The 24,239-nt window shown below is 65.1% G+C and carries 19 protein-coding genes; 7 read left to right on the top strand and 12 right to left on the bottom strand.

Annotation, left to right across the window (positions count from 1 at the left end):
- The first annotated feature begins 90 nt into the window (after positions 1–90).
- Positions 91–1,725: an FMN-binding glutamate synthase family protein gene (locus EG244_RS01430; protein ID WP_124963373.1), complete on the top strand. Its 1,635-nt coding sequence runs from the start codon at positions 91–93 to the stop codon at positions 1,723–1,725.
- A gap of 121 nt (positions 1,726–1,846) precedes the next feature.
- A complete protein-coding gene (locus tag EG244_RS01425) occupies positions 1,847–2,866 on the top strand; it encodes an LLM class flavin-dependent oxidoreductase (RefSeq protein WP_124963225.1) in 1,020 nt (339 codons plus the stop codon).
- 89 nt (positions 2,867–2,955) lie between these two features.
- On the opposite strand, the gene EG244_RS01420 is transcribed toward EG244_RS01425, so the two are convergent.
- The 7 genes from EG244_RS01420 to EG244_RS01390 all read right to left on the bottom strand — a co-directional run bounded on the left by EG244_RS01420 (position 2,956) and on the right by EG244_RS01390 (position 10,131).
- Positions 2,956–3,936, bottom strand: coding sequence for a TRAP transporter substrate-binding protein (locus EG244_RS01420; RefSeq protein WP_124963224.1), 981 nt, complete (start codon positions 3,934–3,936; stop codon positions 2,956–2,958).
- A 13-nt stretch (positions 3,937–3,949) separates the two neighbouring features.
- Positions 3,950–5,206 carry a TRAP transporter large permease gene (locus EG244_RS01415; RefSeq protein WP_124963223.1) on the bottom strand — a complete coding sequence of 419 codons (1,257 nt, stop codon included), beginning with the start codon at positions 5,204–5,206 and terminating at the stop codon, positions 3,950–3,952.
- Positions 5,203–5,727: a TRAP transporter small permease gene (locus EG244_RS01410; protein ID WP_124963222.1), complete on the bottom strand. Its 525-nt coding sequence runs from the start codon at positions 5,725–5,727 to the stop codon at positions 5,203–5,205. Before EG244_RS01410 ends, EG244_RS01415 begins: the two co-directional genes overlap by 4 nt.
- Positions 5,727–6,506: an ABC transporter ATP-binding protein gene (locus EG244_RS01405; RefSeq protein ID WP_124963221.1), complete on the bottom strand. Its 780-nt coding sequence runs from the start codon at positions 6,504–6,506 to the stop codon at positions 5,727–5,729. Before EG244_RS01405 ends, EG244_RS01410 begins: the two co-directional genes overlap by 1 nt.
- On the bottom strand, positions 6,503–7,543 hold the full coding sequence (locus tag EG244_RS01400; protein ID WP_124963220.1) for a FecCD family ABC transporter permease: 1,041 nt from the start codon (positions 7,541–7,543) through the stop codon (positions 6,503–6,505). Before EG244_RS01400 ends, EG244_RS01405 begins: the two co-directional genes overlap by 4 nt.
- The gene (locus EG244_RS01395) at positions 7,536–8,639 is read right to left on the bottom strand and encodes an ABC transporter substrate-binding protein (protein WP_233588890.1); all 1,104 of its coding nucleotides are present in this window, start codon (positions 8,637–8,639) and stop codon (positions 7,536–7,538) included. The genes EG244_RS01400 and EG244_RS01395 overlap by 8 nt, the downstream gene beginning before the upstream one ends.
- Positions 8,640–8,718: 79 nt before the next feature.
- Entirely contained in the window at positions 8,719–10,131 is a 1,413-nt protein-coding gene (locus EG244_RS01390) for a YncE family protein (protein ID WP_124963219.1), read from the bottom strand.
- A 103-nt stretch (positions 10,132–10,234) separates the two neighbouring features.
- On the opposite strand from EG244_RS01390, the gene EG244_RS01385 reads away from it, so the two are divergent.
- Positions 10,235–11,071 (top strand): alpha/beta hydrolase, encoded by an 837-nt coding sequence (locus EG244_RS01385; protein WP_124963218.1) that lies wholly within the window; start codon positions 10,235–10,237, stop codon positions 11,069–11,071.
- Positions 11,072–11,088: 17 nt separating this feature from the next.
- Here EG244_RS01385 and EG244_RS01380 read toward each other — a convergent pair whose 3' ends face one another.
- Genes EG244_RS01380 through EG244_RS01370 form a run of 3 tightly spaced genes read right to left on the bottom strand, consistent with a single transcriptional unit; the run spans position 11,089 to position 16,827 of the window.
- The gene (locus EG244_RS01380) at positions 11,089–14,949 is read right to left on the bottom strand and encodes a non-ribosomal peptide synthetase (protein WP_233588881.1); all 3,861 of its coding nucleotides are present in this window, start codon (positions 14,947–14,949) and stop codon (positions 11,089–11,091) included.
- Positions 14,950–14,956: 7 nt separating this feature from the next.
- Positions 14,957–15,193, bottom strand: a complete 237-nt coding sequence (locus EG244_RS01375; RefSeq protein ID WP_124963216.1) for a phosphopantetheine-binding protein — start codon at positions 15,191–15,193, stop codon at positions 14,957–14,959.
- Positions 15,194–15,195: 2 nt separating this feature from the next.
- Positions 15,196–16,827 carry a (2,3-dihydroxybenzoyl)adenylate synthase gene (locus tag EG244_RS01370; protein WP_124963215.1) on the bottom strand — a complete coding sequence of 544 codons (1,632 nt, stop codon included), beginning with the start codon at positions 16,825–16,827 and terminating at the stop codon, positions 15,196–15,198.
- Between the two features lie 139 nt (positions 16,828–16,966).
- Here EG244_RS01370 and EG244_RS01365 point away from each other — a divergent pair, with 139 nt between their 5' ends.
- Both EG244_RS01365 and EG244_RS01360 read left to right on the top strand, forming a co-directional pair.
- Positions 16,967–17,527 carry a cytochrome b gene (locus EG244_RS01365; protein ID WP_124963214.1) on the top strand — a complete coding sequence of 187 codons (561 nt, stop codon included), beginning with the start codon at positions 16,967–16,969 and terminating at the stop codon, positions 17,525–17,527.
- A 123-nt stretch (positions 17,528–17,650) separates the two neighbouring features.
- The gene (locus EG244_RS01360) at positions 17,651–18,475 is read left to right on the top strand and encodes a sugar phosphate isomerase/epimerase family protein (protein ID WP_124963213.1); all 825 of its coding nucleotides are present in this window, start codon (positions 17,651–17,653) and stop codon (positions 18,473–18,475) included.
- Here the strand turns inward: EG244_RS01360 and EG244_RS01355 are convergent.
- Positions 18,472–19,236 (bottom strand): TSUP family transporter, encoded by a 765-nt coding sequence (locus EG244_RS01355; RefSeq protein WP_124963212.1) that lies wholly within the window; start codon positions 19,234–19,236, stop codon positions 18,472–18,474. The two genes, EG244_RS01360 and EG244_RS01355, sit on opposite strands and share 4 nt — an antisense overlap.
- Positions 19,237–19,435: 199 nt before the next feature.
- Between EG244_RS01355 and modB the strand changes: the two genes are divergently transcribed.
- Positions 19,436–20,134, top strand: coding sequence for a molybdate ABC transporter permease subunit (modB, locus tag EG244_RS01350; protein ID WP_124963211.1), 699 nt, complete (start codon positions 19,436–19,438; stop codon positions 20,132–20,134).
- Positions 20,131–21,192, top strand: coding sequence for a molybdenum ABC transporter ATP-binding protein (gene modC / locus EG244_RS01345; RefSeq protein WP_124963210.1), 1,062 nt, complete (start codon positions 20,131–20,133; stop codon positions 21,190–21,192). The genes modB and modC overlap by 4 nt, the downstream gene beginning before the upstream one ends.
- Here the strand turns inward: modC and EG244_RS01340 are convergent.
- Entirely contained in the window at positions 21,189–24,239 is a 3,051-nt protein-coding gene (locus tag EG244_RS01340) for an efflux RND transporter permease subunit (protein WP_124963209.1), read from the bottom strand. The genes modC and EG244_RS01340 overlap by 4 nt on opposite strands.

The raw sequence follows: 24,239 nt of genomic DNA, 5'->3' as shown, positions 1-24,239 counted from the left end.
AAGCCTCTGTTAATGGGGCTATGGTTCACTCCGATGAAATGTCGCAGATGGCCGGGAGAACCGGCTTTTCTGAGTGGAAAGCTTACGATGATGCATTCGTCCCTCCTTCGCTACTCGGGCCTCTGGCTCGCGGTGCTGCTGGCCATCTGGTCGGTGTGGAATGTGGTCAATGGCACCGAATGGGCGGTGCTTCCGGCGGTGATCTGCACCGCGCTGGCGGGTCTTGGGATCCGCGATGTCACCCAGACCCACCATGCCATTTTGCGCAACTACCCGCTCTTTGGGCATCTGCGCTTCATGTTCGAAGATATCCGCCCCGAAATGCGGCAGTATTTCTTTGAAAGCGATCAGGATGAGATCCCCTTTACCCGTGAGGCGCGCTCGCTGGTTTATCAGCGCGCCAAGGGGGTCGAAGACAAACGCCCCTTCGGCACCATGGAGAAGGTCTATGCCGCGGGCTACACCTGGCTCACCCATTCCATGGCGCCGCTGACGCTGACCAACAGCGATTTTCGCATCTCCATTGGCGGTCCGGATTGCCTGCAGCCTTACAGCGCGTCGATCTACAACATCTCGGCCATGAGTTTCGGCGCGCTTTCGGCCAATGCCATCGCGGCGCTGAACCGCGGGGCGGCACTTGGGAAATTCGCCCATGACACCGGAGAGGGCGGGATTTCCCGCTTTCACCGCGAGGGCGGCGGCGATCTGATCTATCAGGTGGCCTCAGGCTATTTCGGCTGCCGCCACGAGGACGGCAGCTTTGATCCGCAGGCCTTTGCGCGGCAGGTGGCGGATCCGCAGGTCAAAATGGTCGAGCTGAAGATCAGCCAGGGCGCCAAGCCTGGTCAGGGCGGTATGCTTCCCGCAGCCAAGATCACCGCCGAGATTGCGGCGGCCCGCGGCATTCCGATGGGCCAGGACTGCATCTCGCCCTCGCGTCATTCCAGTTTCTCAACCCCGATTGAGATGCTGCAGTTCATCCGGACGCTGCGCGATCTCTCCGGCGGCAAACCGGTGGGTTTTAAGCTCTGCATCGGGCATAGGCGCGAATTTATGTGCGTTGTCAAAGCCATGCTTGAAACCGGGATCACGCCGGATTTCATCGTGGTCGACGGAACTGAGGGCGGCACCGGCGCCGCGCCACTGGAATTTGTGAACCGCGTCGGCATGCCCATGCTCGAAGGGCTGCACTTCGTGCACAACACTCTGCGGGGCGCGGGCCTGCGCGACCGCGTTCGTGTGGGGGCGGCCGGAAAAGTGATCTCGGCCTTTGATATCGCCCGCGCGCTGGCGCTTGGGGCGGATTGGTGTAACTCCGCGCGGGGGTTCATGTTTGCGCTCGGCTGCATTCAGGCGCAGTCCTGCCACACCAACCGCTGCCCGGTCGGTATCGCGACCCAGGACCCGCTGCGGATGCGCGCGCTCGACGTTGATGACAAATATCAACGCGTCGCCCGGTTCCACCGCAATACGCTGAAATCTTTGGCAGAAATTACCGGAGCGGCAGGGCTGAATGATCCGTCGGACTTCATGCCCTATCACTTCATGTTCCGCCTCAACGATTCCGGCTTTGAAGATGGCAACCAGGCCTTCCCCTATCTGCCCGAAGGTTTCCTTCTGACCGAGGGGGATGAGCCGGAACTGAAAGAGTGGCGTTCCCGCTGGAAACGCGCCAGCGCTGAGACTTTCCAGGCCAAAGAGATCCCGCTCGGGCCCTTCCGCTGATCCCCGGCTGCACAGTCCACCGTGCACCACCGCACAGTATCAACCCTTGGTCTGTGCGGTGATGTCACCTACATAGGGTCCAACGCGCCGCATACCGCAGAGGCGCCTGGGAACCACTGATATGAAAAAGATCGGATTTCTTTCTTTCGGCCATTGGCAGAACACGCCGCATTCCGAGGTCCGCTCGGCATCGGACGTCCTGCTGCAATCGATCGAACTGGCCGAAGCTGCTGAAGATCTGGGCCTCGACGGCGCCTATTTCCGCGTGCACCATTTCGCCCGCCAACTGGCGTCGCCCTTCCCGCTTCTGGCCGCCGCCGGGGCGCGCACCAAACGGATTGAGCTGGGCACCGGCGTCATCGATATGCGCTATGAGAACCCCTATTATATGGCCGAAGACGCGGGTGCGGCAGATCTGATCTCGCAGGGCCGGTTGCAACTGGGCATCTCCCGCGGCTCGCCCGAACAGGTCATCGACGGTTTTCGTCACTTCGGCCATATCCCCGAAGAGGGTGAGACCGATGGCGATATGGCGCGCCGCCACGGCGAGACCTTCCTGAAGCTGCTGGAAGGTAAGGGTTTTGCCAAACCGAACCCGAAGCCGATGTTCCCGAACCCGCCGGGCCTGCTGCGCCTTGAGCCGCATTCTGAGGGGCTGCGCAACCGGATCTGGTGGGGCTCGGTCTCCGATGCCACGGCGGTCTGGGCGGCGAAAATGGGCATGCATCTGCAAAGCTCGACGCTGAAAGAGGATGAAACCGGCGAGCCTTTCCACGTCCAGCAGGCACGCCAGATCCGCGTCTTTAAAGAGGCCTGGAAAGAAGCCGGCCACGCTCACACCCCGCGCACTTCGGTCAGCCGCTCGATCTTTGCGATCGTCAACGATCAGGACCGCGCCTATTTCGGCGGCCGCCCTGAGCGCGATCAGGTCGGCTATATTGAGCAGGATCTGCGCGCCGTCTTTGGCCGTGGCTATGCCAATGAGCCCGAGAAGCTGATCGAAGAGCTGAAACAGGATCAGGCCATCGCCGAGGCCGATACGCTCCTGCTGACGATCCCGAACACCCTCGGGGTCGCCTATAACGCCCATGTCATGGAAAGCATCATGACCCATATCGCACCGGCGATGGGCTGGCGTTAATCCCGACCCTCACCTGAGGGCGCCGGGGGGTCCGGGGGGCGAAGGCCCCCCGGCCATGTTTCTTTCCGCCTGTGCTTCGCTGCCCGGCTTCAGTTGCCGCGCAGAGCTTTCGCCTCGGCTTCAAGCTCAATCAGGCGCGGGGTCCGGGCCCGCCAGGCTTCATACCAGGTCGCGACCGCATCGCCGAAAATCTCCGGGCCGGCCTCCGCTACCACCACACCGGCCTCGGTGAGTTTGGCGCCGTAATCCGCATCGATCTTCGGATAGGCCGCACGAATCGCTGCCGTTTCTTCCGCCACCAGCTGCTCAATCAGCGCGCGGTCGGCGTCCGGCAGGCTCTGCCATTTGCGGCCCGAAGCCACGGCCACCATGGGGAAAATCATGTGGCGGCTGTTCAGCACGGCTTTCGAATAATCGTAATAGCGCGTGTTGAATGTCCCCTCGAGGTCGAGTTGCATCCCGTCGATCTGGCCATTGGCATAGGCGTCAAAGAGGTCGGGAAGCGGCAGCGGCGTGGGGGCGGCCCCGGCCATCGACCAGAAGTCGAGCTCAGAGGCCAGAGGCACGGTGCGGATTTTGCGCCCCTTCACGGTGCCATCCGCCCCCAGCGGTTGCGACAGCAGCACAATCCGCATCCCCGCCATGCCAAACCCAAGGCCCTTCAGCCCCAGTTTACCAAGTTTGCCCTGCAGCGCCGCCGCCGTCGGTCCCTCCAGCAGCTTTGCCGCCTGCTCCGCGGTCTCGACCAGATAGGGCGCGACCAGGATGTTGAACTCTTCATCGCGGTTCGCCAATTCTCCGACCGTCATAAAGGCCAGATCCAGGGCGCCGGACTGCAGCTGCTGCAGCATCTGCGCCTCAGAGCCCAGCTGACCGGCCGGGAAAACCGAGAGCTTCAGCCGCCCCTCGCTTTCGGTCGCCAGACGCTCCGCCAGATGCCCCGCAGAGCGGGTCCATTGATGCGGCGGCGGGGTGATCAGACCGATCTTCAGGTCCTGCGCCAGGCTCGGCGCCGCCCCAAACCCGAGCGCCAGAACGGCCACCGCGGTGATCTTTTTCAGAAGTGACATGGAAGGTTTCTCCTCAGCCTGCGCTCAGGGCAGCGTGAATGGTCATGCCCGCGATCACCGCAAGCATTGCGCCGAAAAACGGCAGTAAAAGTCGCGACAACCGGCCCGCAGAAACCCCGGTCATCAGGGCAGCGGTATAAAGCCCGGCCCCCACCGGCGGCGTCAGAAGGCCGAGGGCCAGATTGGCGCAGAGGATCAGCCCGAACTGCACCGGATCAATGCCGAAGGAAGTCACCGCCACCGGCAAAAGCACCGGCGCGGTCAGAATGATCGCGGGAACAGGCTCCAGCACGGTGCCCAGCAAAAGCAGAAAAATATTGAGCATAATCAGGAACATCAGCGGCGATCCCGCCATCTCCTGAATGAAGTCCGCCGCCATGGCCGGAACATTGGCAAAGGTCATCACCCAGCCCATGATCTGCGCGGCACCGACCAGATAAAGCACGATCCCTGCCGTGATGCCGCTGCGTATAAAGATGCCCGGCAGCGCGGCCCAGGTCAGCTCCCGATAGACCAGCGCGCCGATCAGCAGCGCCGCAACCGAGGCCATGGCCGCCGATTCCGTGGGCGTGGCAATCCCGCTCAGGATCGTGCCGACGGCCGCCAGCGGAACCGCCAGCGCCGGAAGCCCCATCAGCAGATCCCGTCCCCGCGCCGCCAGTGGCAGCCTGCCCGAGACGGGAAGATCAGAGCGCCAGCCGATCAGGGCAATCACCAGCATAAAGGCAAAGGCCATGGCCAGCCCCGGCAGGATCGAAGCCGCAAAGAGATCGCCCACCGGCAGCTGCGCCACAGCCGCAAAGACGATCAAATTCATCGAGGGCGGCAGCAGCGGCGCCAGAAGCCCGCCCGCCGCCGTCACCGTGGCCGAGATATCGCGCGGATAGCCCGCCCGCTCCATCTCTGGCACCGCAAGGCGCGACATCACCGTCAGCTGCGCCACCGTTGAGCCCAGCACCGAGGCCATCATCAGATTGGTCAACAGGTTCACCTGCGCCAGCCCCGCCCGCAGCGGCGGCAGCAGCGCTGCGGCAAAAGCAAAGAGCCTGCGCCCGATGCCCCCCGCGCCCATCAGCTCTCCCAGCAGGATGAACAGCGGCAGCGTCAGCATGGCCGGGCTTTCCATCCCCGCAAAAAGCTGCTGCGGAAAGGCCGAGAGAAGCGCGGTATTGCCGCCCTCCAGCACCAGAATGACGGCGGCGGCGATCAGCACAAAGGCCAGCGGCGCACCAAGCGCCATGAAAATCAGAAACCCAAGCGATGCAATCACGCCTCTGCCTCCGGAAGCGGCGTGACAATCTGCGCCAGAACATGCAGGCTGCCCGCCAGAACCGAGGCCGGGACCACCAGCCAGAACCAGATCTTGCGCATCCCCAGGGTCAGCGTGGGATCAGTCCAGGCAAAGTTGAAGCTGGCCTCGGCCAGGGCCTCACCGCTGCCGGCCGCGATCAGCCCCGGCAGATCGAGCCAGATCCAGACCAGCACCGCCATCAGCGCCATGAACGCGAGGATCAGCCCCTGGTTCACCCGCGCCAGCACCCGTCGCCCGCGCGGCCCCAGGCTTTCGGGCATCAGCCCCATGGCCATATGGTTTTGCAGCGCCACCCCCATGGAGGCGGCGATAAAGGCCAGCATCACCATCAGATGCACCGCCAGCTCATCGGTCCAGACCTGCGGATAGCCAAGGCCCCGCGCCACGGAGCCAAAGCCCACCAGCACCAGGATGGCAAAGGTCAAAAGCCCCGCGAGGCCCTTTTCCAGCCGCAGCAGCGATCGGCTCAGCCCCTGCATCAGCTCCGCTCCAGTTCCCGGTCAATCAGCACCGTCAGCGCGCCTTTTGAGCAGCGCTCGACCCGGGCCTCAACGCCGTAGACCTCGGCCAGCATGGCGGGGGTGACGACTTCAGCGGGCGGGCCTTCGGCGTAAAGACGGCCCTGATGCAGCACCGCAATCCGGTCCGCCCAGCGGGCCGCCAGCGCCAGATCATGCAGCACGGCCAGCACGATACGCCCTTCTGATGCAATGCGGCGCACCTCAGACAGCAGCCGCACCTGACGCGCCAGATCCAGCGCCGAGGTCGGCTCATCGAGCAGCAGCAGGCGCGGATCCCGCACCGTCGCCTGCGCGAGGCTCACCATCTGCCGCTGCCCGCCGGAAAGCTTCTCCAGCGCATCCAGCGCGAGATGCGAGATCCCCAGCCGCACCAGCACCGCCATGGCCTTTTCGGCCGCATCGGGGCCGTGATGCGCCCCCCCGGCCCGCAGCGCGGCAATCACACATTCCAAAACCGAGAGCGAGGCCGCCGAGGGCAGGCTCTGCGGCATGAAGCCGATTTTGCGCGCGCGCTGCGGCGCGGGCATGGCCGACAGCGCCTCTCCGTCGAGGATCATCTCGCCCGCAACCGGGGCAAGACGGGCGATGCCCTTGAGCAGCGTGGATTTTCCCGCGCCATTGGGACCCGCCAGCACCGTCACTTCGCCAGGTTTCAGCGGCGCCAGCGAAAAGCCCTTCAGAACATCGCGGCCACCAAAGCGCACCGCCGCATCGCGCAGGATCAGACCTTCCCTCATGCCCGCCCCCTCCCGCGCAGGATCAGCGCAAAGAATATCGGCAGACCAATAAGCGAGGTCACCAGCCCCACCGGCAGAAGAACCCCCGGCACCACCAGTTTGGCCAGCACAGAGGCCAGCGACATCACCAGCGCCCCGGTCAGCACCGACGCGGGCAGCAGAAACCTGTGATCCTCGCCGACCAGCATCCGCGCGATATGCGGACCTGCCAGACCCACAAAGCCGATGATCCCCACCATTGAAACCGCTGTCGCCGCCAGAAGGCTGACCCGCAGCAGCGCCCAGCGGCGCAAAGCCGTGACATCCACCCCATAAGAGCGCGCCTGATCTTCGCCCATCCTAAGCGCCGTCAGCTGCCAGGAGGCGCGGAAGGCAAAGGGAAGGGTACAGATCAGCACCGCCGCCAGAATGGCCGCCGAAGCCCAATTGGCCGAGGCAAGGCTCCCCATGGTCCAGAACACCAGCTGCTGCAAAGCATCAGCGGAGGACACGAACTGCAGCAGCGACAAAAAGGCCCCGGCAGCAAAGTTCAGCGCGATGCCGAAAAGGATCAGCACCTCCGTGCCGCCGCCGCGCAGCCGCCCGAGAAGCTGCAACAGCGCCAGCGCGCCAAGCGCGAACAAAAACGCATTGACCGAAACCGACCAGACCGGCGGCAAAAACGGCAGCGTCAGCCCCAGAACAATCGCCGTGGCCGCGCCAAGCGCCGCCGCAGCCGAGACGCCAAGGGTAAAGGGCTCGGCCAGCGGGTTCTCCAGCACGGTCTGCATCTCCGCCCCCGCCATGGCCAGGGCCGCCCCCACCAGAAGCGCCATAACCGCAACCGGCAGGCGCACATCCCAGACGATCACCCGGGTGCCGCGGGAAATATCCTCCGCCCCCGTCAATGCGCCCCAGACCTGCGACAGCGGCAGACCCGAAGGCCCGGTCATCAGATCGGTCAGCAGCGCCAGAAGGGCCGCGACAGCCATCACCCCCACCAGCACCGCGCGCCGGCGGTTGCGGCGGTGATACGCGGCAAGAACGGCCTCAGTCATGCGCGCGCACCCACCAGGTGCCAGGCACCGTCACCGGAGAGAACCGCGCCTCAATCTCGCGCAGCGTGGCCTCGGGATCGACATCCGCGAAGAGATCGGGATGGAAGAGCTTTGCCAGATATTCGATCAGCGCGATATGGACGGGGCTGTCGTTGAAAAGATGCCAGACCCCTGCGGCGCGACCGCTTTCAACGGCACTCAGCGCCGAAAAGCCCGGGGCTTTCAGAAGGGCCGCAAAGCTCAGCTCTGCCTCACCCGGCGTGATGCCAGAGCCCAGCACCAGACCGCCGCGCGCCGCCATATGCGCGCCGCCGGTCGCGACATAAATATCGGGATCGGCGCCCAGCAGGAACTCCAGGCTCACATTGCCCAGAACGCCGCCCACGGCGGTATTGCCGATGTTATGGCCGCCGGCGGTGGTGATGAAGTCGTGAAAAACCCCCTGCCCGACGGTCGAACAACAGCCCTTGGGGGCGGCATGAACGTGGAAAAACACATCCGGACGCGTGATCGACGGATCGCTCAGCCGCGAGGTGATGCGCTCCAGCCGCTCGGTGTAAAGGGCGGCGAATTCTGCGGCTTTCGCCTCGCCACCCGTCAGCGCGCCAAGGATTTGCAGCGAGGGCAGTGAATTTTCCTGCGGATGCGAGAAGAAATCGACATAGACGACCGGAATGCCCGCGGCCTCCACCTGGCTGCGCGCCTGCTCCATGCCGGGGTCTTTGGCATCCATCAGCGAGAGCACCAGAAGATCGGGATCCAGCGCAATCACCGCCTCAACCGAGAGATCGCGGTTGCCCGAGCCCACGGGTTTTATGGCCCCGATCTGCGGGAATTTCGCGCGGTAGGCCTGAAGGGTGGGCGGGTCCATCGCCTTGTCGAGACGCCAGCCCACGACCTTTGCGACCGGGTCGTCATGCATCAGACCCAGCACCGCCATATGGCGGCCCTCGCCCAGCACGATCCGCGATGCGGGCGCGGGCAGTACCACCTCACGACCCAGAATATCCAGCGCCCGCACCTCTGCCGCGAGCGGAAGTGCCGCAGCGAGCGTCGCAGCAAGCGCAAGGATCCCCCCGCGCGCCCAGGTCATCATATCCGCCAAGGCCGGCCTCTTTCTTCCTGTGTGGCGCGAGGGGGACGCCCCCCGCCACGGTCTCAGTTCACTGTCGTTTTCACTGTGCTTTCGGCGTGATGCGCCACAGACGGTCGCCCGCTTCATCCTCAGCGCCGCGCGATTTGTTCACCGCCCAGACATTGCCCTGCCCGTCGGCCTGCAGATGGTTCGGAAAGCTGCCCGCATCGAGAACGGCCTTCACCTCACCGCTGGTATCCACCACGGTGATCGTGCCCGCGCCGCGGTTCGCAACAAAGGCCTGGCGCGATTTCGGCTCGAAGGTGACATTCAGCGCCCCTGCGCCCACCGGGGCATCCTGCAGCACCGTGCCGTCTTCGGCCTTTACGATCAGCAGGTTATCGCTTTGCTGCGAGGCCACGAACAAAAGCCCCTCCTCGGGATCAAAGGCAACGCCCGAGGCGCCCTTTGCCCCCGGCAGCGGGAAAACCTTAACGCTGTGATCCTCAAGATTGACGGTGGCATATTCAGCGGTGCTCATCGAGACCGTGTAAAGCCGCCCCGCCTTTGCATCGAGCGCGAGACTCATGACGGCGAATTTCGCGCCGCGCTGCAGGCTTTGAATGGTGATCGTGTCGATCTTCTGGTTCGGGCCGGTGGTGAAAACCTCAATCTTCGGCTCAACCGAGGTGCTGATATAGGCGCGGCCGCGGGCCTGGTCGATCACCACATCGCGGCCATGATCGACCAGACCGGGCTCAAACTGTTTCACCAGCGAAAGATCATTCTGGCGATAAATCGCCACGGTGTTCTGCCGGGTATTGGTGGTCCAGATGGTGCCATTGGCCTCATCAAGCCCGAGACCATAGACCGCGAAAACGCCGCCCTCGCGACCATCTGCAAGTGCCGGAGCCTCGCCCGCGGCACCGCGGGCGATGATCTGAAGGCTTTGCGGATCAAGGCGGTAGAGCGCGGAATCTTTCACCGGCGGGCGGCCGGAGGCTGCGGTCACAAAGATCGCGCCTGCGGCCTCTCCAAAGGCCACCTGATAGAGGCCGGGGGCGACTTTGGCGCTTTCAATGATGAAGTTCTCAGCACCCGAAAGGGGCAGATCCGGCGAGACTTTCAGATCAATCACGCTGGCCGCAGCCGGATTTTCCGCAATGACCACAATGGGGTGCAGGCCCCGCGCCGCCTCTGCATCGATCTTCAGATCAAAGCTGAATTTGCCCTCGGCATCCGCCGTCAGGGGCGCGTCGTTCAGCACATGGCTGCCGCGCATCAGGGTGATCTGCTGGCCCGGGATCAGCCCCTGGCCGCGGATGACCGCCTGTCCGCCCGCCACAATGGGGCCACCGCGCTCGGGCGCAGCGGCGCTGACCGTGCCCTGAAAGCCATTGGCGGTGGGCGTGAACACCGTCTCGGCCACAGCGGGCACACCCGCGCTCAGCACGAGCAGGGCCGAGGCTCCAAGCCAGCGCCGCAAAGACCGGCTGCGGATGGGGTGTATCATGAGAGACGCTCCACATGTGATGCCTGCCGGTGTGGTCGGGCTGGCAGATCCTGCCGCATCAGTATAATCCTGATCAGGATTGTCAACTATAAGGAACTGCCTGATGTCCGCGACAGGAAAGGTTGGCCCCGATCACGCCCGCCGTCCGGCTGAAATGCGTTTGTTTGAAACCGGATGCGACAGCCATGATCTGACGCAAAAGACCGTAAAGCTTGGGCCGGGCTACCGTATTTTTCTTGCAGTGCCGAAAAATCCGGCCCCTGAGGGCGGCTGGCCGATCCTTTATATGCTCGATGGCAATGCGGCGTTTGACTATCTCAGCGCGGACCATCTGTCGCAGGTGCCAGGCCTGGTGATCGCCGCCATCGGCTATGACACCGACCGGCAGTTCGCGCGTGAGTTGCGCACGACCGATTTCACCGCCCCCCTTAGCCCCGGGGCCGGGCTGCGGCCCGATCACGTGCATGACGGACGCATGGCCGGGGGCGCAGAGATCTTCCACCAGCGCCTGACCACCGAGATCCGCGCCGCCGCAGAGGCCGGGCTGGCGATAGATGGCGCGCGCCGCACCCTTTGGGGCCACAGCTTTGGCGGGCTTTTCGTGCTTTACGCGCTGCTCGCGCAGCCTGAGAGCTTCGCGCGTTTCGCGCCGATCAGCCCCTCAATCTGGTGGGATGAGGCCCTGATCCGGCGCATCGCATCCGAAGCGCGGGTGCCCGGGCTGTTGCCGGAGGTCCTGCTGGCCCTGGGCGATAAAGAGAAGCGCTCGGGCTCAGACGGGCCGGCCCCCGATGGCCCCGCCCCGGCGACCCTCTCTTTCGTGACGCAGATCGCCGCCCATCCCGGCCTGCAGACAGATCTGCATGTTTTGAAAGATCACGTGCATATCCAGACCCTTGCCGGGTCCTATCCGCTGGTGCTGCCCTTCGCCGCCCGTTGAGGACGGCGCGGGGGGCCTCAGCCCCCCGTTCCCCGCATGGCCGCGTTCAGGATCGGGGCGATCTCCGTCACCGCCTCGGGCGAGATCATCTGCGCGTGCAGGAAGGGCACCTCTGCCGTCCGCACCCGCGCAGCCCAGGGCTGCCACAGATCCGCGGTCAGTCCGCGGCCCGCGTGATCGCGCCCGGCGCGGATGTGCAACAGATCCCCCGCCATGGCGCGGTGATACTGGCTGCGCACCAGGCGGTTGGTGTCGGTCACCAGCCGCACCACGGCATCAAGCACCTCTTCGGGCAGCGCCCCAAGGGCGCTGTCGCCCTCGCGCAGGAAGGCCACGACTTTGGCACGGGTGTCGAGGTCCTGGTGCCCCTCGGGATCATGCCCGGCGATGGCCAGAAGCGCCCTGAGGGCGGCGACCGGATCGGGGTCGGGCTCCTCGCGCCAGACATCGGCGGGGTAGCTGTCGAGAAGCGCCACCATGCCCGCACGCGCGCCCGCCTGAACCGCCATTTCCTGGGCGATCAGCCCGCCCACCGACCAGCCCGCAAGATGCACCCTGCCGGTGATCCCCGCGGCCTCCAGCACCTGCAGATAGCGCGCCGCCAGATCCGAGAGGCTGCGCGGCAGCGCCTCAGCGGGATCAAGACAGGGGTGCTGCAGGGCCCAGACCCGGCGCTGCGGCGCAAGCGCGCGTGCCAGCGTGCGGTAGCCCCAGCCCAGCCCGCCTGCGGGATGCAGAAGGATCAGCGGCACCTCTGCCGCATCGCCCTCCGCCAGCAGCAAAAGCGTGCCAAGGCCGTTTTCGCTGGTCTCTTCGCCGCCAATGATCCGCGCCAGACCGGCCAGCACCGGCTGCTCAAAGATCGCGCCGATGCCCGGATCGCGCCCGGTGCTCTGCTCAATGCGCAGGGCAAGGGTCACAGCAGAAAGGCTGTCGCCGCCGAGCGCGAAGAAATCCGCCTCAGCAGGCGGGGGGCTGGGCAGATGCAGGATCTCGGCGTAAAGCCCGGCCAGCATCACCTCTGCCGGGGTGGAGGCAGGCCGCCCCGTGGCCGAAAATTCCGGCGCAGGCAGGGCCTTACGGTCCAGCTTGCCGTTCGAAGTCACCGGCAGCGCGCTCATCGGCACTTCCGCTGAGGGCAGCATATAGGCCGGAAGGCTGCGCGAGATTGCCGCCGCAATCGCTCCGGGCTGATGCGCGCCCAACGGCACCACATAGCTCACGATGCGCTTTTCTCCGGCGCGGTCTTCGCGGGCGATCACCACGGCTTCGCGGGCCAGACCCGTGGCCATGATCGCGGCTTCGATCTCACCGAGCTCAATCCGCAGGCCGCGGATTTTCACCTGATGATCCGAGCGGCCCAGATAGACCACCGCGCCATCTTCGCGCAGCCGCGCCAGATCGCCGGCCTGATAAAGCCGCGCGCCGGGCTGGCGCGGGTCGGGGATGAACCGCTCGGCGGTCAGATCGGGGCGGCCCAGATAGCCGCGCGCGAGTTGCACACCGCCCAGGTAAAGATGCCCCGGCAGACCGGGCGGCAGCGGGCGCATACGCTCATCCAGCACCTCCAGACGGGTGTTCCAGACCGCAAAGCCAATGGGCAGCGGGTTGGAGCGGTCCTCAGGCGTCGCAGGCCAGTAGCTCACATCCACCGCCGCCTCTGTGGGGCCGTAAAGATTGTGCAGCTCGCCCCGGATGCGGGCATGAAAGCGGTCGCGGTGATCGGCGGTCAGCTCTTCTCCCGAGCAGAAGGTGCGTGCAATCTCAAGCCCCTGGCTGGCCGGAGCCGCAAGGAAAGCCGAAAGCATCGAGGGCACGAAATGCAGCGTGCTGACCCGTTCCTGCCGGATCACCCGCGCCAGGGCCACCGGATCGCGGTGCACCCCCGGCTCGGCCATGATGAGGGTCGCCCCGGTCAGATAGGGCAAAAACAGCTCCCAGACCGAGACGTCAAAGGTCGCGGGCGTCTTTTGCAAAATGCGGTCACCCGCGTGGAAGCCATAGAATTCGCGCATCCACAGCAGGCGATTGACGATGGCGCGATGCTCAATCACCACGCCCTTCGGCTCTCCGGTCGAGCCGGAGGTGAAGATGATATAGGCCATATCTTCCGGCCCCGCCCCCGAGGGCGCGGGCTGGCCCGAGGTGGCGAAATCCGGGCTCAGCAGCAGCGGCGCATCGGGCGCAAAAAGCCCGGTCAGATCCGGCGAAGTGATCACCCGCAGCGGGGTGGCAAGGCGCAGGATCGTGGCAATGCGGTCGGCCGGATGATCGGGATCGAGCGGCAGATAGGCCGCCCCCGCCCGCTGAATGGCCAAAAGCGCGATCGACAGCTCAAATGAGCGTTCCAGCGCCACGGCGATGATCTGCCCCGGCCCGGCCCCCATGGCCTGCAACTGCAAAGCCAGCGCCGCAGAGCGGCGGTCAACTTCGGCATAGGTCAGCACCTCCCCCCGAAAGGACAGCGCCGGGGCCCCGGGGCTGGCTTTCATCTGCGCCTCAATCAGCGCGATCAGCGTGGTCCCGGGGATCTCATGGGCGGTGGCGGCATTGCGGGCGTCAATCTGCGCCACTTCTTCGGGCGAGGCAGTCGGCACCCGCGCCAGGTTTTCCGCCGCCAGCGCCGCGCGCAAAAAGGCGATCAGCCGCGCGGAATGGCCGGCAATCGCCTTTTCATCATAAAGCGCGGGATTGGCATCGACCTCAAAGAGCATGCCGCTGTCGGGATCGCCCCGGAAGGTCAGCGTCAGATCATCGACCGCGCCTGCACCTAAGATATGCAGCTTCACATCAATCCCGGCGAAAACCGGCGGGCGGTCAAAGGGCTGGATATTGATAAGCGGGCCGTAAAGCCGCCGCGCCCCGCCAACAAGACCAAGATCACGGCGCAGCTGCTCAGAGCGGTAAAGCCCGTGTTTGCGCGCCTCACGCATCTCAACGGTAAAGCCGCGCAGCCAGTCCGGCAGCGGTGCCTCTTCGTCAGGGCGGATGCGCTGCGGCAGCACATTCATCACCATGCAGGGCAGACGCGCGACTTTGCGCCCCATCCGGGCCATGAAGGGCAGACCCGCCACCACTTCGCCCCCCGTCCAGCGCGCAAGGTAAGCCCCGGTCAGCCCGGTCAGCACATCGGTCCAGTTCAGATCGTGATGCTCTGAGAAAGCGGCCAGCGCCGCGCGCAGATCCTGCGGCATCCAGACCGAATGGCGCAAAAACCCACTGCCCGAGACCGCACGCCCCGGCGTCGGGCCCTGCACCTCCGGCAGACCTGCCATGGCGGCCTTCCACCAGGCGGCATCCTCGCTGCGCTTTGGCCCGTTGCGGTAAGCCTGATCCTCCGCTGACGCGGTCTCAATCGGGCGGAAGGGCAGCGGCGCGGGACCGCCTGCGGTCAGATGGTTGTAATGCTCGGCAATGCGGTTGGTCAGCAGCACAAAGCCATAGCCATCAATCCCAAGATGATGGATGCGCTGATACAGGAAAAACCGCTCCGCGCTGAGGCGGTACAGCGTGAAGGCCGCGATCTGATCGCGCCGCAGATCCAGCGCCCGCGCGGTATCGGCCTGCATCAAAGCCATGGCCTCGGCGGCAGGATCGGCGCTTTGCGTCAGATCCGCCTCCGCCAGGACCGGCGCGTTGTCAGAGAGCCACTGCTCAGGGCCGCGCGGGCCGCGGCGGAACCGCAGCCGCAGAGCCTCTGTCTCGGCGATCATGCGCGCCATGGCTTCGCGCAGCGCAGAGAGATCCGGACGGCCGCTGAGTTCCAGATATTGCCCGGTGTTCAGGATCGGATTTTCGACATCCAGCGCCTGAAAGTACCAAAGACCTTCCTGTGCCTCCGTAAGCGCAAAGGATGCCGCGCCCGGGCCGTCCGTCATCGTCATCTCAGTTCACAAGGCCCCGTTCTTCGATTTCCGCCCACCATTCCCCCAGCGTGGTGCTTTCGGCAAACATCGAGAAATCGGCCCTGAGACCCGCCTCTTCCCAGATCACCGCCAGCCGCATCAACCGCAGGCTGTCGAGGCCGAGATCGGGCAGGCTGTCGTCATCGCCGATTTCATCGGCATCAAGGTGGATCATCCGCGCGATATCGGCGCGCATCTGCTCAAGGGTGAGTGCCATTCTCAGGCCTCCTTCTTCATAAACTCTTCGCGCAGCCGCGCGCGCAGCACTTTGCGCGAGACCTTGCCGACGGCGGTGGTTTCAAACTCGGGCACAAAGACCACCTGATCGGGGACTTTGAATTCCGCCAGACCCCGCTTGCGCATAAAGGCTTTGATCTCGCTGCCTTTTGGCTTTTCACCACGCGGCACGATAAAGGCGCAGATCCGCTCGCCCAGAAAGTCATCCGGGATTGAGACCACCGCCGCATCAAAGACCGAGCCATGGGCCAGCAGATGCTCTTCCACCTCTTCGGCCGAGATCTTTTCGCCCGCGCGGTTGATGTGATCGCCTGCGCGGCCCTGAACCGAGAGATAGCCGCCCTCCAGCCGCTTCACGATATCGCCGGTGCGGTAGAAACCGTCGGGGGTGAAGCTGCGCGCATTGGCGGCGGGCTCATTGTGATAGCCGCGGATCGTATAGGGCCCGCGCGTCAGCAGATGGCCCGGCGTGCCCTCGGCGACGGGATTGCCCTCATCATCAAGGATCAGCACCTCATCGGCGGGGCTGATCGGACGGCCCTGGGTCTGCACGATGATCTCTTCCGCGTCATCAAGGCGGGTGTAATTCACCAGGCCCTCAGCCATGCCAAAAACCTGCTGCAGCCTGCAGCCCAGCACCGGGCGCACCCTTGCGGCAGCCTCGGCCACGAATTTCGCGCCGCCCACCTGCAGCACCTCAAGGCTGGAGATATCGTGACGGCTCTTCGGTGCGGCTTCCATCCACAAAAGTGCCAGCGGAGGAACGAGCCCGGTGAGCGTCACCCGCTCTTCGTCGATCAGGCGAAAACAGGTCTCCGCCGCCGGATTCGGCGCCATGACCACCCGGCCGCCCGCATAAAGCGTGCCGAAAATCCCCGGCGAGGACATCGGGAAGTTATGCGCCGCCGGCAGCGCACACAGATAAACCGACGCCTCACTCAGCCCGCAGATCGGGCCCGAGGCGGCAAAGCTGTAGATATAATCATCATGGGTGCGCGGGATCAGCTTCGACAGCCCCGTCGAGCCGCCCGAGATCTGCAAAAACGCCACCGCCGAAGGATCGACCTGCGGGAAAGCTTCCGGCTTTTGCCCGAAGCTGTCGAAAGAGATATGCGGACCCGCCTCGCCTGCGACGATGATATGCGCCAGTTCCGGCACCAGATCACGCACCTCTGCCGCCATGGCGGGATAAGCAAATCCGTCGAACTGATCGAGCGTCACCACCGCCTTCGCGCCCGAGCGGCGGGCGAAATGCTCAAGCTCGGTTTTGCGGTGCGCGGGCAGCACATAGACCGGGATCAGCCCGGCGAGAAACAACCCAAAGACCGCAGGCAGGAAAGTGGCGACATTCGGCATCTGCACCAGAACCCGCTCGCCAGGCTGCAGGCCAAGCGCCATATAGCCCCCCGCCGCCGCCTCAGCCCGCGCCAGAACCTCCCCATAGCTCCAGCGGTTCACCGCATCGCTGACCGCGATCCGCTCCGGATGGGCCGCCGCACGGGCGCGCAGAAAACCCCCGAAGGTCTCGCCCCTCCAATAGCCTTCCGCGCGGTAGCGCGCCGCAAAATCATCAGGCCAGATCTGGCGGGGCAGACTTTGTGCTGGATCAGACATGGAAAAACTTTCTCAACGGCAACGTGACCTTGGACCCGGTTAAGCAACCGTAGCAAAATTGTCAACTTTTCGCGGGGCGGTTTTCTGAGCCGCCGGAATTTGCTAGTCGGCAGCGGAAACAGACGGAAGGAGCCTCCCCTTGACCCAGGCAAATGATGCCGCCCTGCCCCTGCGCGACACCGCGCTGCGCTATGGGAAAATCACCCGCGCCCTGCACTGGGGGCTCGGGCTTTTGATCCTCTGGCAGCTTTTCGGCATGATTGTGAAAGTCACTCTGGAGAAAAGCCCGACCGTCAGCGCCATCGTCAGCAGCCACCAGCCGGTGGGCCTTGTGATCTTTGCCCTGGTGGTGGTGCGGATCCTCTGGGCGCTGATGAACCGGAGCAATCGTCCCGCGCATGGCAGCGGGCTGGTCGGTCTGGCCTCGCGGGCGGGTCATGCCGCGCTTTATGCGCTGATGGCGCTGATCCCTTTCACCGCGCTCATCCGCTCCTGGGGCAACCAGCGCGTCTTTGCGCCCTTTGGCTTTGAGATCTTCCCCGCCCAGGAGCCGCCGGTGGCATGGGCGGTCAATGTCGCGGAATGGCATGGTGAGATGGGCTGGCTGATGCTGGTGCTGATCCTTGGCCATATCGCCATGGTGGCGGTGCATGACCTGGCCTGGAAAGACAACATCCTGCGCCGCATGGCCGGTCGCTGAGAGGCCCCTTCCTCACACTCCGAAGGCCCGTCCTGCAAAGGCCGGGCCTTTTTTCAGGGGCCTGCCCCTTGCCCCGGCGCCGGTCGCAGGCCAGAAAAGGCCGCACAGCAAAAGGAGCCCGCCATGCCTGATCGTCCCCTCCTCGGAGCCGCGCTGCAGGGCGATGATCTGGAACGGCTGGGCGAGCGGATCACCGCAGAGCACCGCGATGTCGAGCTGCAGGATTTCTTCATGGCAGAGGTGCTGAACGGCGACTGGCGCCCGGAGGCTGCGCGCATCAAAGCGCTGCTGTCGGGCTGGCGGGGGCGGCTGGGGATCCACGGTCCCTTCTGGGGCATCGATATGTCCACCCCCGACCCGGAGGTGCGCGTCATTGTGACGCGCCGGATGATGCAGGCGCTGGATGTCTGTGATCACATGGGCGCGGATCAGATGGTGGTGCATTCGCCCTATACGCCCTGGGATTATCACACGCTCGATCACTTCGCCTTTCGCTCAGCCTATGACTGGCTGATTGCCAATTGCCGCGCCTCGATGGATCCGGTGGTGCGGCGGGCCGAAGCCCTCGGCGTTGAGATCGTGCTGGAGAATGTGCAGGACAAAGACCCCGATATTCGCGGCACCCTGGCGCGGGCCTTTGACTCTGCGGCCATGCAGGTCTCGCTCGACACCGGGCATGCCGAATTTGCCCATGGCAGCTTTGGTGCGCCCCCGGTCGATTATTATATCCGCCGCGCCGGGGCGCAGCTGCGCCACGTGCATCTGCAGGACAGCGACGGCTATGCCGACCGCCACTGGCCGCCTGGCGAGGGCCGGATCAACTGGCCCGCCGTCTTCCGGGCTTTGCATGAGCTGGAGGTCATGCCGCGGCTGATCCTTGAGCTGAGCGACAAAAGCCAGATCCCCGCCGCCATCGACTGGCTGGCCGCCAAAGGGCTGGCGCGTTAACCGGCCTGAGACTGCCAGAGCAGCCGCAGCGCCAGACCGCCTGAGGTGAGGACCAGCAGCGGCCGGATCAGCTTTGCGCCGCGCTTCATCGCAAGTCCCGCGCCCAGCCTTGCGCCCAGGATCTGCCCGCAGGCCATCACCAGCCCCGTGCCCCACCAGATCCCGCCCAAAGGAATAAAGGTCAAAAGCGCCGCGAAACTGGAGGCGAAGTTCAGAAACTTCGTATGCGCCGTGGCCTTCAGCATCCCATAGCCCGCCAAAAGCACAAAGCCGAGCATGAAAAAGCTGCCCGTGCCAGGGCCAAAGAAGCCATCATAAAAGCCCACCACCGGCACCATCAGTCCCGAGATCACCGCAGGCCCGACCCGGGCGGGGCGGCTCTCGTCGCTCAGCCCCCGGCGCAGCGCGAAGAAAACCGCCACCGCGATCAGCACCAGCGGCATCAGCCGCGAGAGCCAGATCACCGGCACCAGATGCACCACCAGCACCCCCAGCCCGCCGGAGAGCGCCGCAATCAGCGCCAGCCCAAGCTGCGCGCGCGGGTTCACATGGCCCGCCCGCGCATAAGAAAAAGCCGAGGTTGCGGTGCCAAAACTGCCCTGCAGTTTATTGGTGGCCAAAGCCTCGACCGGAGAGGCCCCGGCCAGCATCAGCGCGGGCATGGTGACCAGCCCGCCGCCCCCGGCGATGGAATCGATAAAGCCGCTCAGCACCGCCGCACCCAGCAGCAGAGCCAAAATCTCAAGGCTGACTTCAAACATGGCGCGGCCTTTCGCTGTGCCCTCCTCTCTTGCAGGCGGCTGCGAAAAAGACCAGTGCGCAACTCTGGCGGGCGCAAAGCGCTTGCACGCCCCGCCGCCTTGGCGGAGAGTTGCCCGGAAATCCGGCGCATCCCGCGCGCCCTGCCCCACCCCGGAGCCTATCCTTGAGAGCCTGCCGCCCGCCGCCCGAGCCCCGCCCATGAGCGACTGGCTGACGCCCGATCAGGCGAGCGCCGTCTTTCTCAGCCTGAAGGTCGCCTTCTGGGCCACGCTCTGCAGCCTGCCGCCGGGGATCTTTGTGGCCTGGATACTGGCGCGCTGTGAGTTTCCGGGGCGGCAGATCCTGAACGGTCTGGTGCATCTGCCGCTGATCCTGCCGCCGGTGGTGACGGGCTGGCTTTTGCTGATGGCCTTTGGCCGCAGGGGCTGGATCGGCGCGCCGCTTTATGAGCTGACCGGCTTTACCTTCTCCTTTCAGTGGACGGGCGCTGCCCTGGCGGCGGCGGTCATGGCCTTTCCGCTGCTGGTGCGTGCCATCCGCCTCAGCCTTGAGGCCGCAGACCCGAAGCTGGAGGCCGCTGCCGCGACCCTTGGCGCGGGGCCTTTGCGGATTTTCCTGACCATCACCCTGCCGCTGGCGGCCCCTGGGGTGCTGGCGGGGGCCATCCTTGCCTTTGCCAAGGCGCTTGGCGAATTCGGGGCGACGATCACCTTTGTCTCAAATATTCCCGGCCAGACCCAGACCCTGCCCTCGGCGATCTACAGCCTGTTGCAGGTGCCAGGCTCTGACGCGGCGGCCACGCGGCTGGTGCTGATCTCGATTGCGCTGGCGATGGCGGCGCTGCTGTTGTCAGAGGTTCTGGCGCGGCGGATGCAGAAAAGGATCTCAGGGGCATGACGCTGGAGATCGATATCCGCCACAGCTTCGGCGGCTTTCACCTTGAGGCTGCTTTTACCGCGCCCGCCGGGGTCACCGCGCTTTTCGGCCCCTCAGGCTCGGGGAAAAGCACGATTTTTCAGGCGATTGCGGGTCTGCTGCGACCCGATGAGGGCCATATCCGCCTCGAGGGAGCGACGCTCTTTGACAGCGCGGCGGGCCTGCATATCGCGCCGCGCAACCGCCGCATGGGCTGCGTCTTCCAGGAGCCGCGGCTTTTCCCGCATCTGAGCGTGGCGCAGAACCTGCGCTATGGCGCGGGCGAAAACTTCTCCCGCAGCGCGCCGCGGATCTGCGGAATGCTGGGCATTTCGCATCTGCTGGACCGCCGCCCCGGCGCGCTGTCGGGCGGTGAGCAGCAGCGCGTGGCGATCGGGCGGGCGCTGCTGTCGCAGCCGGCGTTTCTTCTGATGGATGAGCCGCTGTCCGCGCTGGATGCGGCGCGGCGGGCCGAGATCCTGCCCTGGCTGGAGCGGCTGCGCGATGAGGCGGGGCTGCCGATCCTTTATATCAGCCATTCGCTGGCTGAGGTGACGCGGCTGGCCACCACGCTCGTGCTGATGGCCGAGGGCCGGGTGATCGGGGCCGGACCGCTGGAGGAGATGCTGTCGGACGTGGGGCCGGGGCTGTCGCTTGACCGTGCGGGGGCGGTGCTTCAGGTCACCGCCACCGGGGAAATCCGGGACGGGCTGAGGGAGCTGCGCCTGAGCGATGGCACGCCGATCTGGCTGCCGGAGGCATCGGCCCCGAAGGCCGGAGCCTTCCGCCTGCAGATCCCCGCCCGCGATGTGATGATCGCACGCGAGGTGCCCCAGGGGCTTTCGGCCCTGAATATCCTGCCCGCAAAGGTCTTAAGCCTGACGCCGCTTTCAGAGGCAGAGGTGATGATACGCCTTGAGGCCGGGGGCGGGGTGATCCCGGCCCGGATCACCGCCCGCTCCGCTGCCGCCCTGGACCTTGGGCCAGGGCAGCAGGTCTTTGCCATCGTCAAATCCGCCTCTCTGGCAGGCGGGATTTAAGCCGCCGCCCCGCTGTCCCCGGGGCGCACCCGCATCACCAGGCAATAGAGCGCGGGAATAAAGAGCAGCGTCACCAGAGTGCCGATGATGATGCCCCCCATCATGCCATAGGCCATCGGCCCCCAGAAGACCTGCCGTGCAATCGGGATCAGCGCAAAGCTTGCCGCCGCCGCCGTCAGCAGGATCGGCCGCGCCCGGCTTTGCGAGGCATGGCGCACGGCCTCCCATGGGGCAACGCCCGCCTCGCGCTGCACCGAGATCTCATGCACCAGGATCACCGAGTTGCGGATCAGAATGCCCATCAGCGCCAGCACCCCGAGGATCGCCACAAAGCCCAGGGGTTTTCCCGAGAGCAAAAGCGCCGCCACCACCCCGATCAGCCCGGGAGGGGCCGCCATCATCACAATAAAGGTCAGACGGAAGCTCTGCATCTGCAGCATGACCAGGGTCAGCAGGATCAGCAGCATGATCGGCACCACCGCGATGATCGGCGCCTTGCTCTCCGCACTCGATTCCTCTGAGCCGCCAAGCGCCAGGTGATAGCCCTGCGGCAGCGCCTCACGCATCTCAGTGATGCGTTTGGCGAAATCTTTGGCGATGGTCGCAGGCTGCGTCTTATCCGCGATCGAGGCTTTGACGGTGATCGTCAGGGCGCGGTCGCGGGTCATCATCAAAGGCTGCTCGGACGACCACTCCAGGGTCGCGAAACTCAGCAGCGGAATGGCATCGCCCGAGGGCGTGGCGATCTGCAAAGCCGCAAGGCTTGAGAGGCTGCGCCGGTCGCTGTCATCGCCGCGCGCAATCACCGGCACCAGATAGGTATCATCGCGCAGCGCCGTGACTTCGGCCCCGGCAAAAAGCACCTGCAGCGCCGAGGAGATATCCTTTTGCGTCAGGCCCAGACGGCGCAACCGGCTGTGGTCGATCTTCAGCTCCACCATCCGCGCCGGAACACCCCAGTCGAGCGAGATATTCGTCAGCCTTGGGTCGCTGTTCAAAAGCGCGGCCAGATCCATCGCCTTTTCATGCAGCAGATCGGCATCAGGCCCCGAGACGCGGTATTGCACCGGCTTGCCCACCGGCGGGCCGATTTCCAGCAGTTTGATCAGCACATCGGTGCCCGGAAGTGCCGCGCGCACAAAGCCGTCGAGATGGCTGCGCAGCCGGTCGCGGGCATCCAGATCTTCGGTCTGAATGACGATCTGCCCCAGATTGCGACCCGGGGCCTGAACATCATAAGACAGGATAAAGCGCGGCGCCGTCTCGCCGACATGGGTGGACCAGAAGCGCACCTCTTCGCGGGTGGCCAACTCACGCTCCAGCACTTTCAGCGCGCGGTCGGTGGCATCCACCGAGGCGCTGGCCGGAAGCGCCACATCCACGATCAGCTCGGTCCGGTCCGAGGGCGGAAAGAACTGCTGCTCGACAAAGCGCATACCCCCCACGGAGAGGGCGGTCGCCAGCAGCGTCACCGCCACCACCGTCAGCGGGCGGCGCATCGACCAGTCCAGCGCGCGCTCAAAGCCGCGGCGCAGGCGGCTTGGTTCGGCGCTGTGATGCGCCATGGTTTTGGGCAAAAACGCCGCCCCCAGAAGCGGCGCAAAGAAGACCGCCACCACCCAGGACAGCATAAGCGAGACCGCGATCACCACGAAAAGCGAAAAGGTAAACTCCCCCGCCTTAGAGCTGTTCAGCCCGATCGGAATGAAGCCCGCCACCGTCACCAGGGTGCCGGTCAGCATCGGAAAGGCAATCGAGGTCCAGGCGAAAGAGGCGGCTTTTTCGATCTTATCCCCGGCCTCCAGCCGCGAGATCATCGTCTCAATGGCGATCATCGCATCATCGACCAGCAGGCCAAGCGCAATAATCAGCGCCCCCAGCGAGACGCGCTGCAGGGTAAAGCCCCAGATATCCATGATGACAAAGGTCAGCGCCAGGACCAGCGGGATCGACAGCGTCACCACCAGCCCCGCCCGCAGCCCCAGCGAAACGAAGCTCACCGCCAGAACGATCACCACCGCCTCAACCAGCGCCTGGATAAAATGGCTCACGGCCTCGGTCACCACATGGGGCTGGTCGGCCACGCGGTGCAGCTCCAGCCCATGGGGCAGATCGGCGGCGACCCGCGCCATGACCTCATCGAGGGCTGCGCCGAAATCCTGGACGTTTTCGCCGTCACGCATGCCGACAGCAAGGCCAATGGCCTCCTGACCGTTGAAACGAAAGAGCTTTTCGGGCGGCGTCACATAGCCCTCGCGCACACTCGCCACATCGCTCAGCCGGAACCAGACATCGCCTGAGCGCAGGGTGACCCCGGCGATCTCTTCGGCCGAGCGGAAATGGCTGTCGTTGCGCACCAGAATGCGCTCTTCGCCGGTGTCGATCACGCCCGCCGGGACAATGGTGTTTTGCGCCGAAAGCTCTTCAAGCACCGCCGCTTTGTCGACGCCATTGGCGGCCAGCCTGCGGGCAGAAAACTCAATATAGATTGCCGGATCGCGAGCCCCGATCAGATTGACCTTGCCCGCCTGCCGGATCGACAGGATCTGCGAGCGGATCTCTTCGGCGTAATCGCGCATCTCACGCGGGGTAAAGCCGTCCGAGGTCAGCGCATAGACCGAGCCATAGACATCGCCGAAGCTGTCTTCAAAGCCAAAGCCGCGGAACTCGGACGGCATCTGCGCCTGAAGATCGGACATCATCGCCCGCACCCGCAGCCAGGTCTCCTCGACCTTGTCCTCGGGCGTCTCGTCAAAGAGATCAAGATAGACGATGGCCAGACCGGGCTGCGTCACCGAGCGGCTGTGCAGTTTTGAGCCCAGCTCCTGAAGCTTTTTCTCAATGCGGTCCGTGACCTGCGCCGCCGTTTCGCTGGTGGTGGCCCCGGGCAGCACCGCCTGGATGACCATGGTGCGGATGGTAAAGGCCGGATCCTCCTCGCGCCCGAGGCGCGTATAGGAAAACGCCCCCGCCAGCAGCGAGACCAGCAGCAGATACCAGACCAGCGAGCGGTGTTTCAGCGCCCAGTCAGAGAGGTTGAAGCGCAT

It is taken from the genome of Falsigemmobacter faecalis (genome assembly GCF_003863335.1).
GTDB lineage: Bacteria > Pseudomonadota > Alphaproteobacteria > Rhodobacterales > Rhodobacteraceae > Wagnerdoeblera > Wagnerdoeblera faecalis.
This window is presented reverse-complemented; position numbering and strand designations above follow the sequence as displayed.

Excerpts from the sequence above, each read along its gene's own strand:
- EG244_RS01430 (WP_124963373.1), top strand. The coding sequence starts at position 91 with ATGCATTCGTCCCTCCTTCGCTACTCGGGCCTCTGGCTCGCGGTGCTG.
- EG244_RS01425 (WP_124963225.1), top strand. The coding sequence starts at position 1,847 with ATGAAAAAGATCGGATTTCTTTCTTTCGGCCATTGGCAGAACACGCCG.
- EG244_RS01420 (WP_124963224.1), bottom strand. The coding sequence starts at position 3,936 with ATGTCACTTCTGAAAAAGATCACCGCGGTGGCCGTTCTGGCGCTCGGG.
- EG244_RS01410 (WP_124963222.1), bottom strand. The coding sequence starts at position 5,727 with ATGCAGGGGCTGAGCCGATCGCTGCTGCGGCTGGAAAAGGGCCTCGCG.
- EG244_RS01405 (WP_124963221.1), bottom strand. The coding sequence starts at position 6,506 with ATGAGGGAAGGTCTGATCCTGCGCGATGCGGCGGTGCGCTTTGGTGGC.
- EG244_RS01400 (WP_124963220.1), bottom strand. The coding sequence starts at position 7,543 with ATGACTGAGGCCGTTCTTGCCGCGTATCACCGCCGCAACCGCCGGCGC.
- EG244_RS01395 (WP_233588890.1), bottom strand. The coding sequence starts at position 8,639 with ATGATGACCTGGGCGCGCGGGGGGATCCTTGCGCTTGCTGCGACGCTC.
- EG244_RS01390 (WP_124963219.1), bottom strand. The coding sequence starts at position 10,131 with ATGATACACCCCATCCGCAGCCGGTCTTTGCGGCGCTGGCTTGGAGCC.
- EG244_RS01385 (WP_124963218.1), top strand. The coding sequence starts at position 10,235 with ATGTCCGCGACAGGAAAGGTTGGCCCCGATCACGCCCGCCGTCCGGCT.
- EG244_RS01380 (WP_233588881.1), bottom strand. The coding sequence starts at position 14,949 with ATGACGGACGGCCCGGGCGCGGCATCCTTTGCGCTTACGGAGGCACAG.
- EG244_RS01375 (WP_124963216.1), bottom strand. The coding sequence starts at position 15,193 with ATGGCACTCACCCTTGAGCAGATGCGCGCCGATATCGCGCGGATGATC.
- EG244_RS01370 (WP_124963215.1), bottom strand. The coding sequence starts at position 16,827 with ATGTCTGATCCAGCACAAAGTCTGCCCCGCCAGATCTGGCCTGATGAT.
- EG244_RS01360 (WP_124963213.1), top strand. The coding sequence starts at position 17,651 with ATGCCTGATCGTCCCCTCCTCGGAGCCGCGCTGCAGGGCGATGATCTG.
- EG244_RS01355 (WP_124963212.1), bottom strand. The coding sequence starts at position 19,236 with ATGTTTGAAGTCAGCCTTGAGATTTTGGCTCTGCTGCTGGGTGCGGCG.
- modB (WP_124963211.1), top strand. The coding sequence starts at position 19,436 with ATGAGCGACTGGCTGACGCCCGATCAGGCGAGCGCCGTCTTTCTCAGC.
- modC (WP_124963210.1), top strand. The coding sequence starts at position 20,131 with ATGACGCTGGAGATCGATATCCGCCACAGCTTCGGCGGCTTTCACCTT.
- EG244_RS01340 (WP_124963209.1), bottom strand. The coding sequence starts at position 24,239 with ATGCGCTTCAACCTCTCTGACTGGGCGCTGAAACACCGCTCGCTGGTC.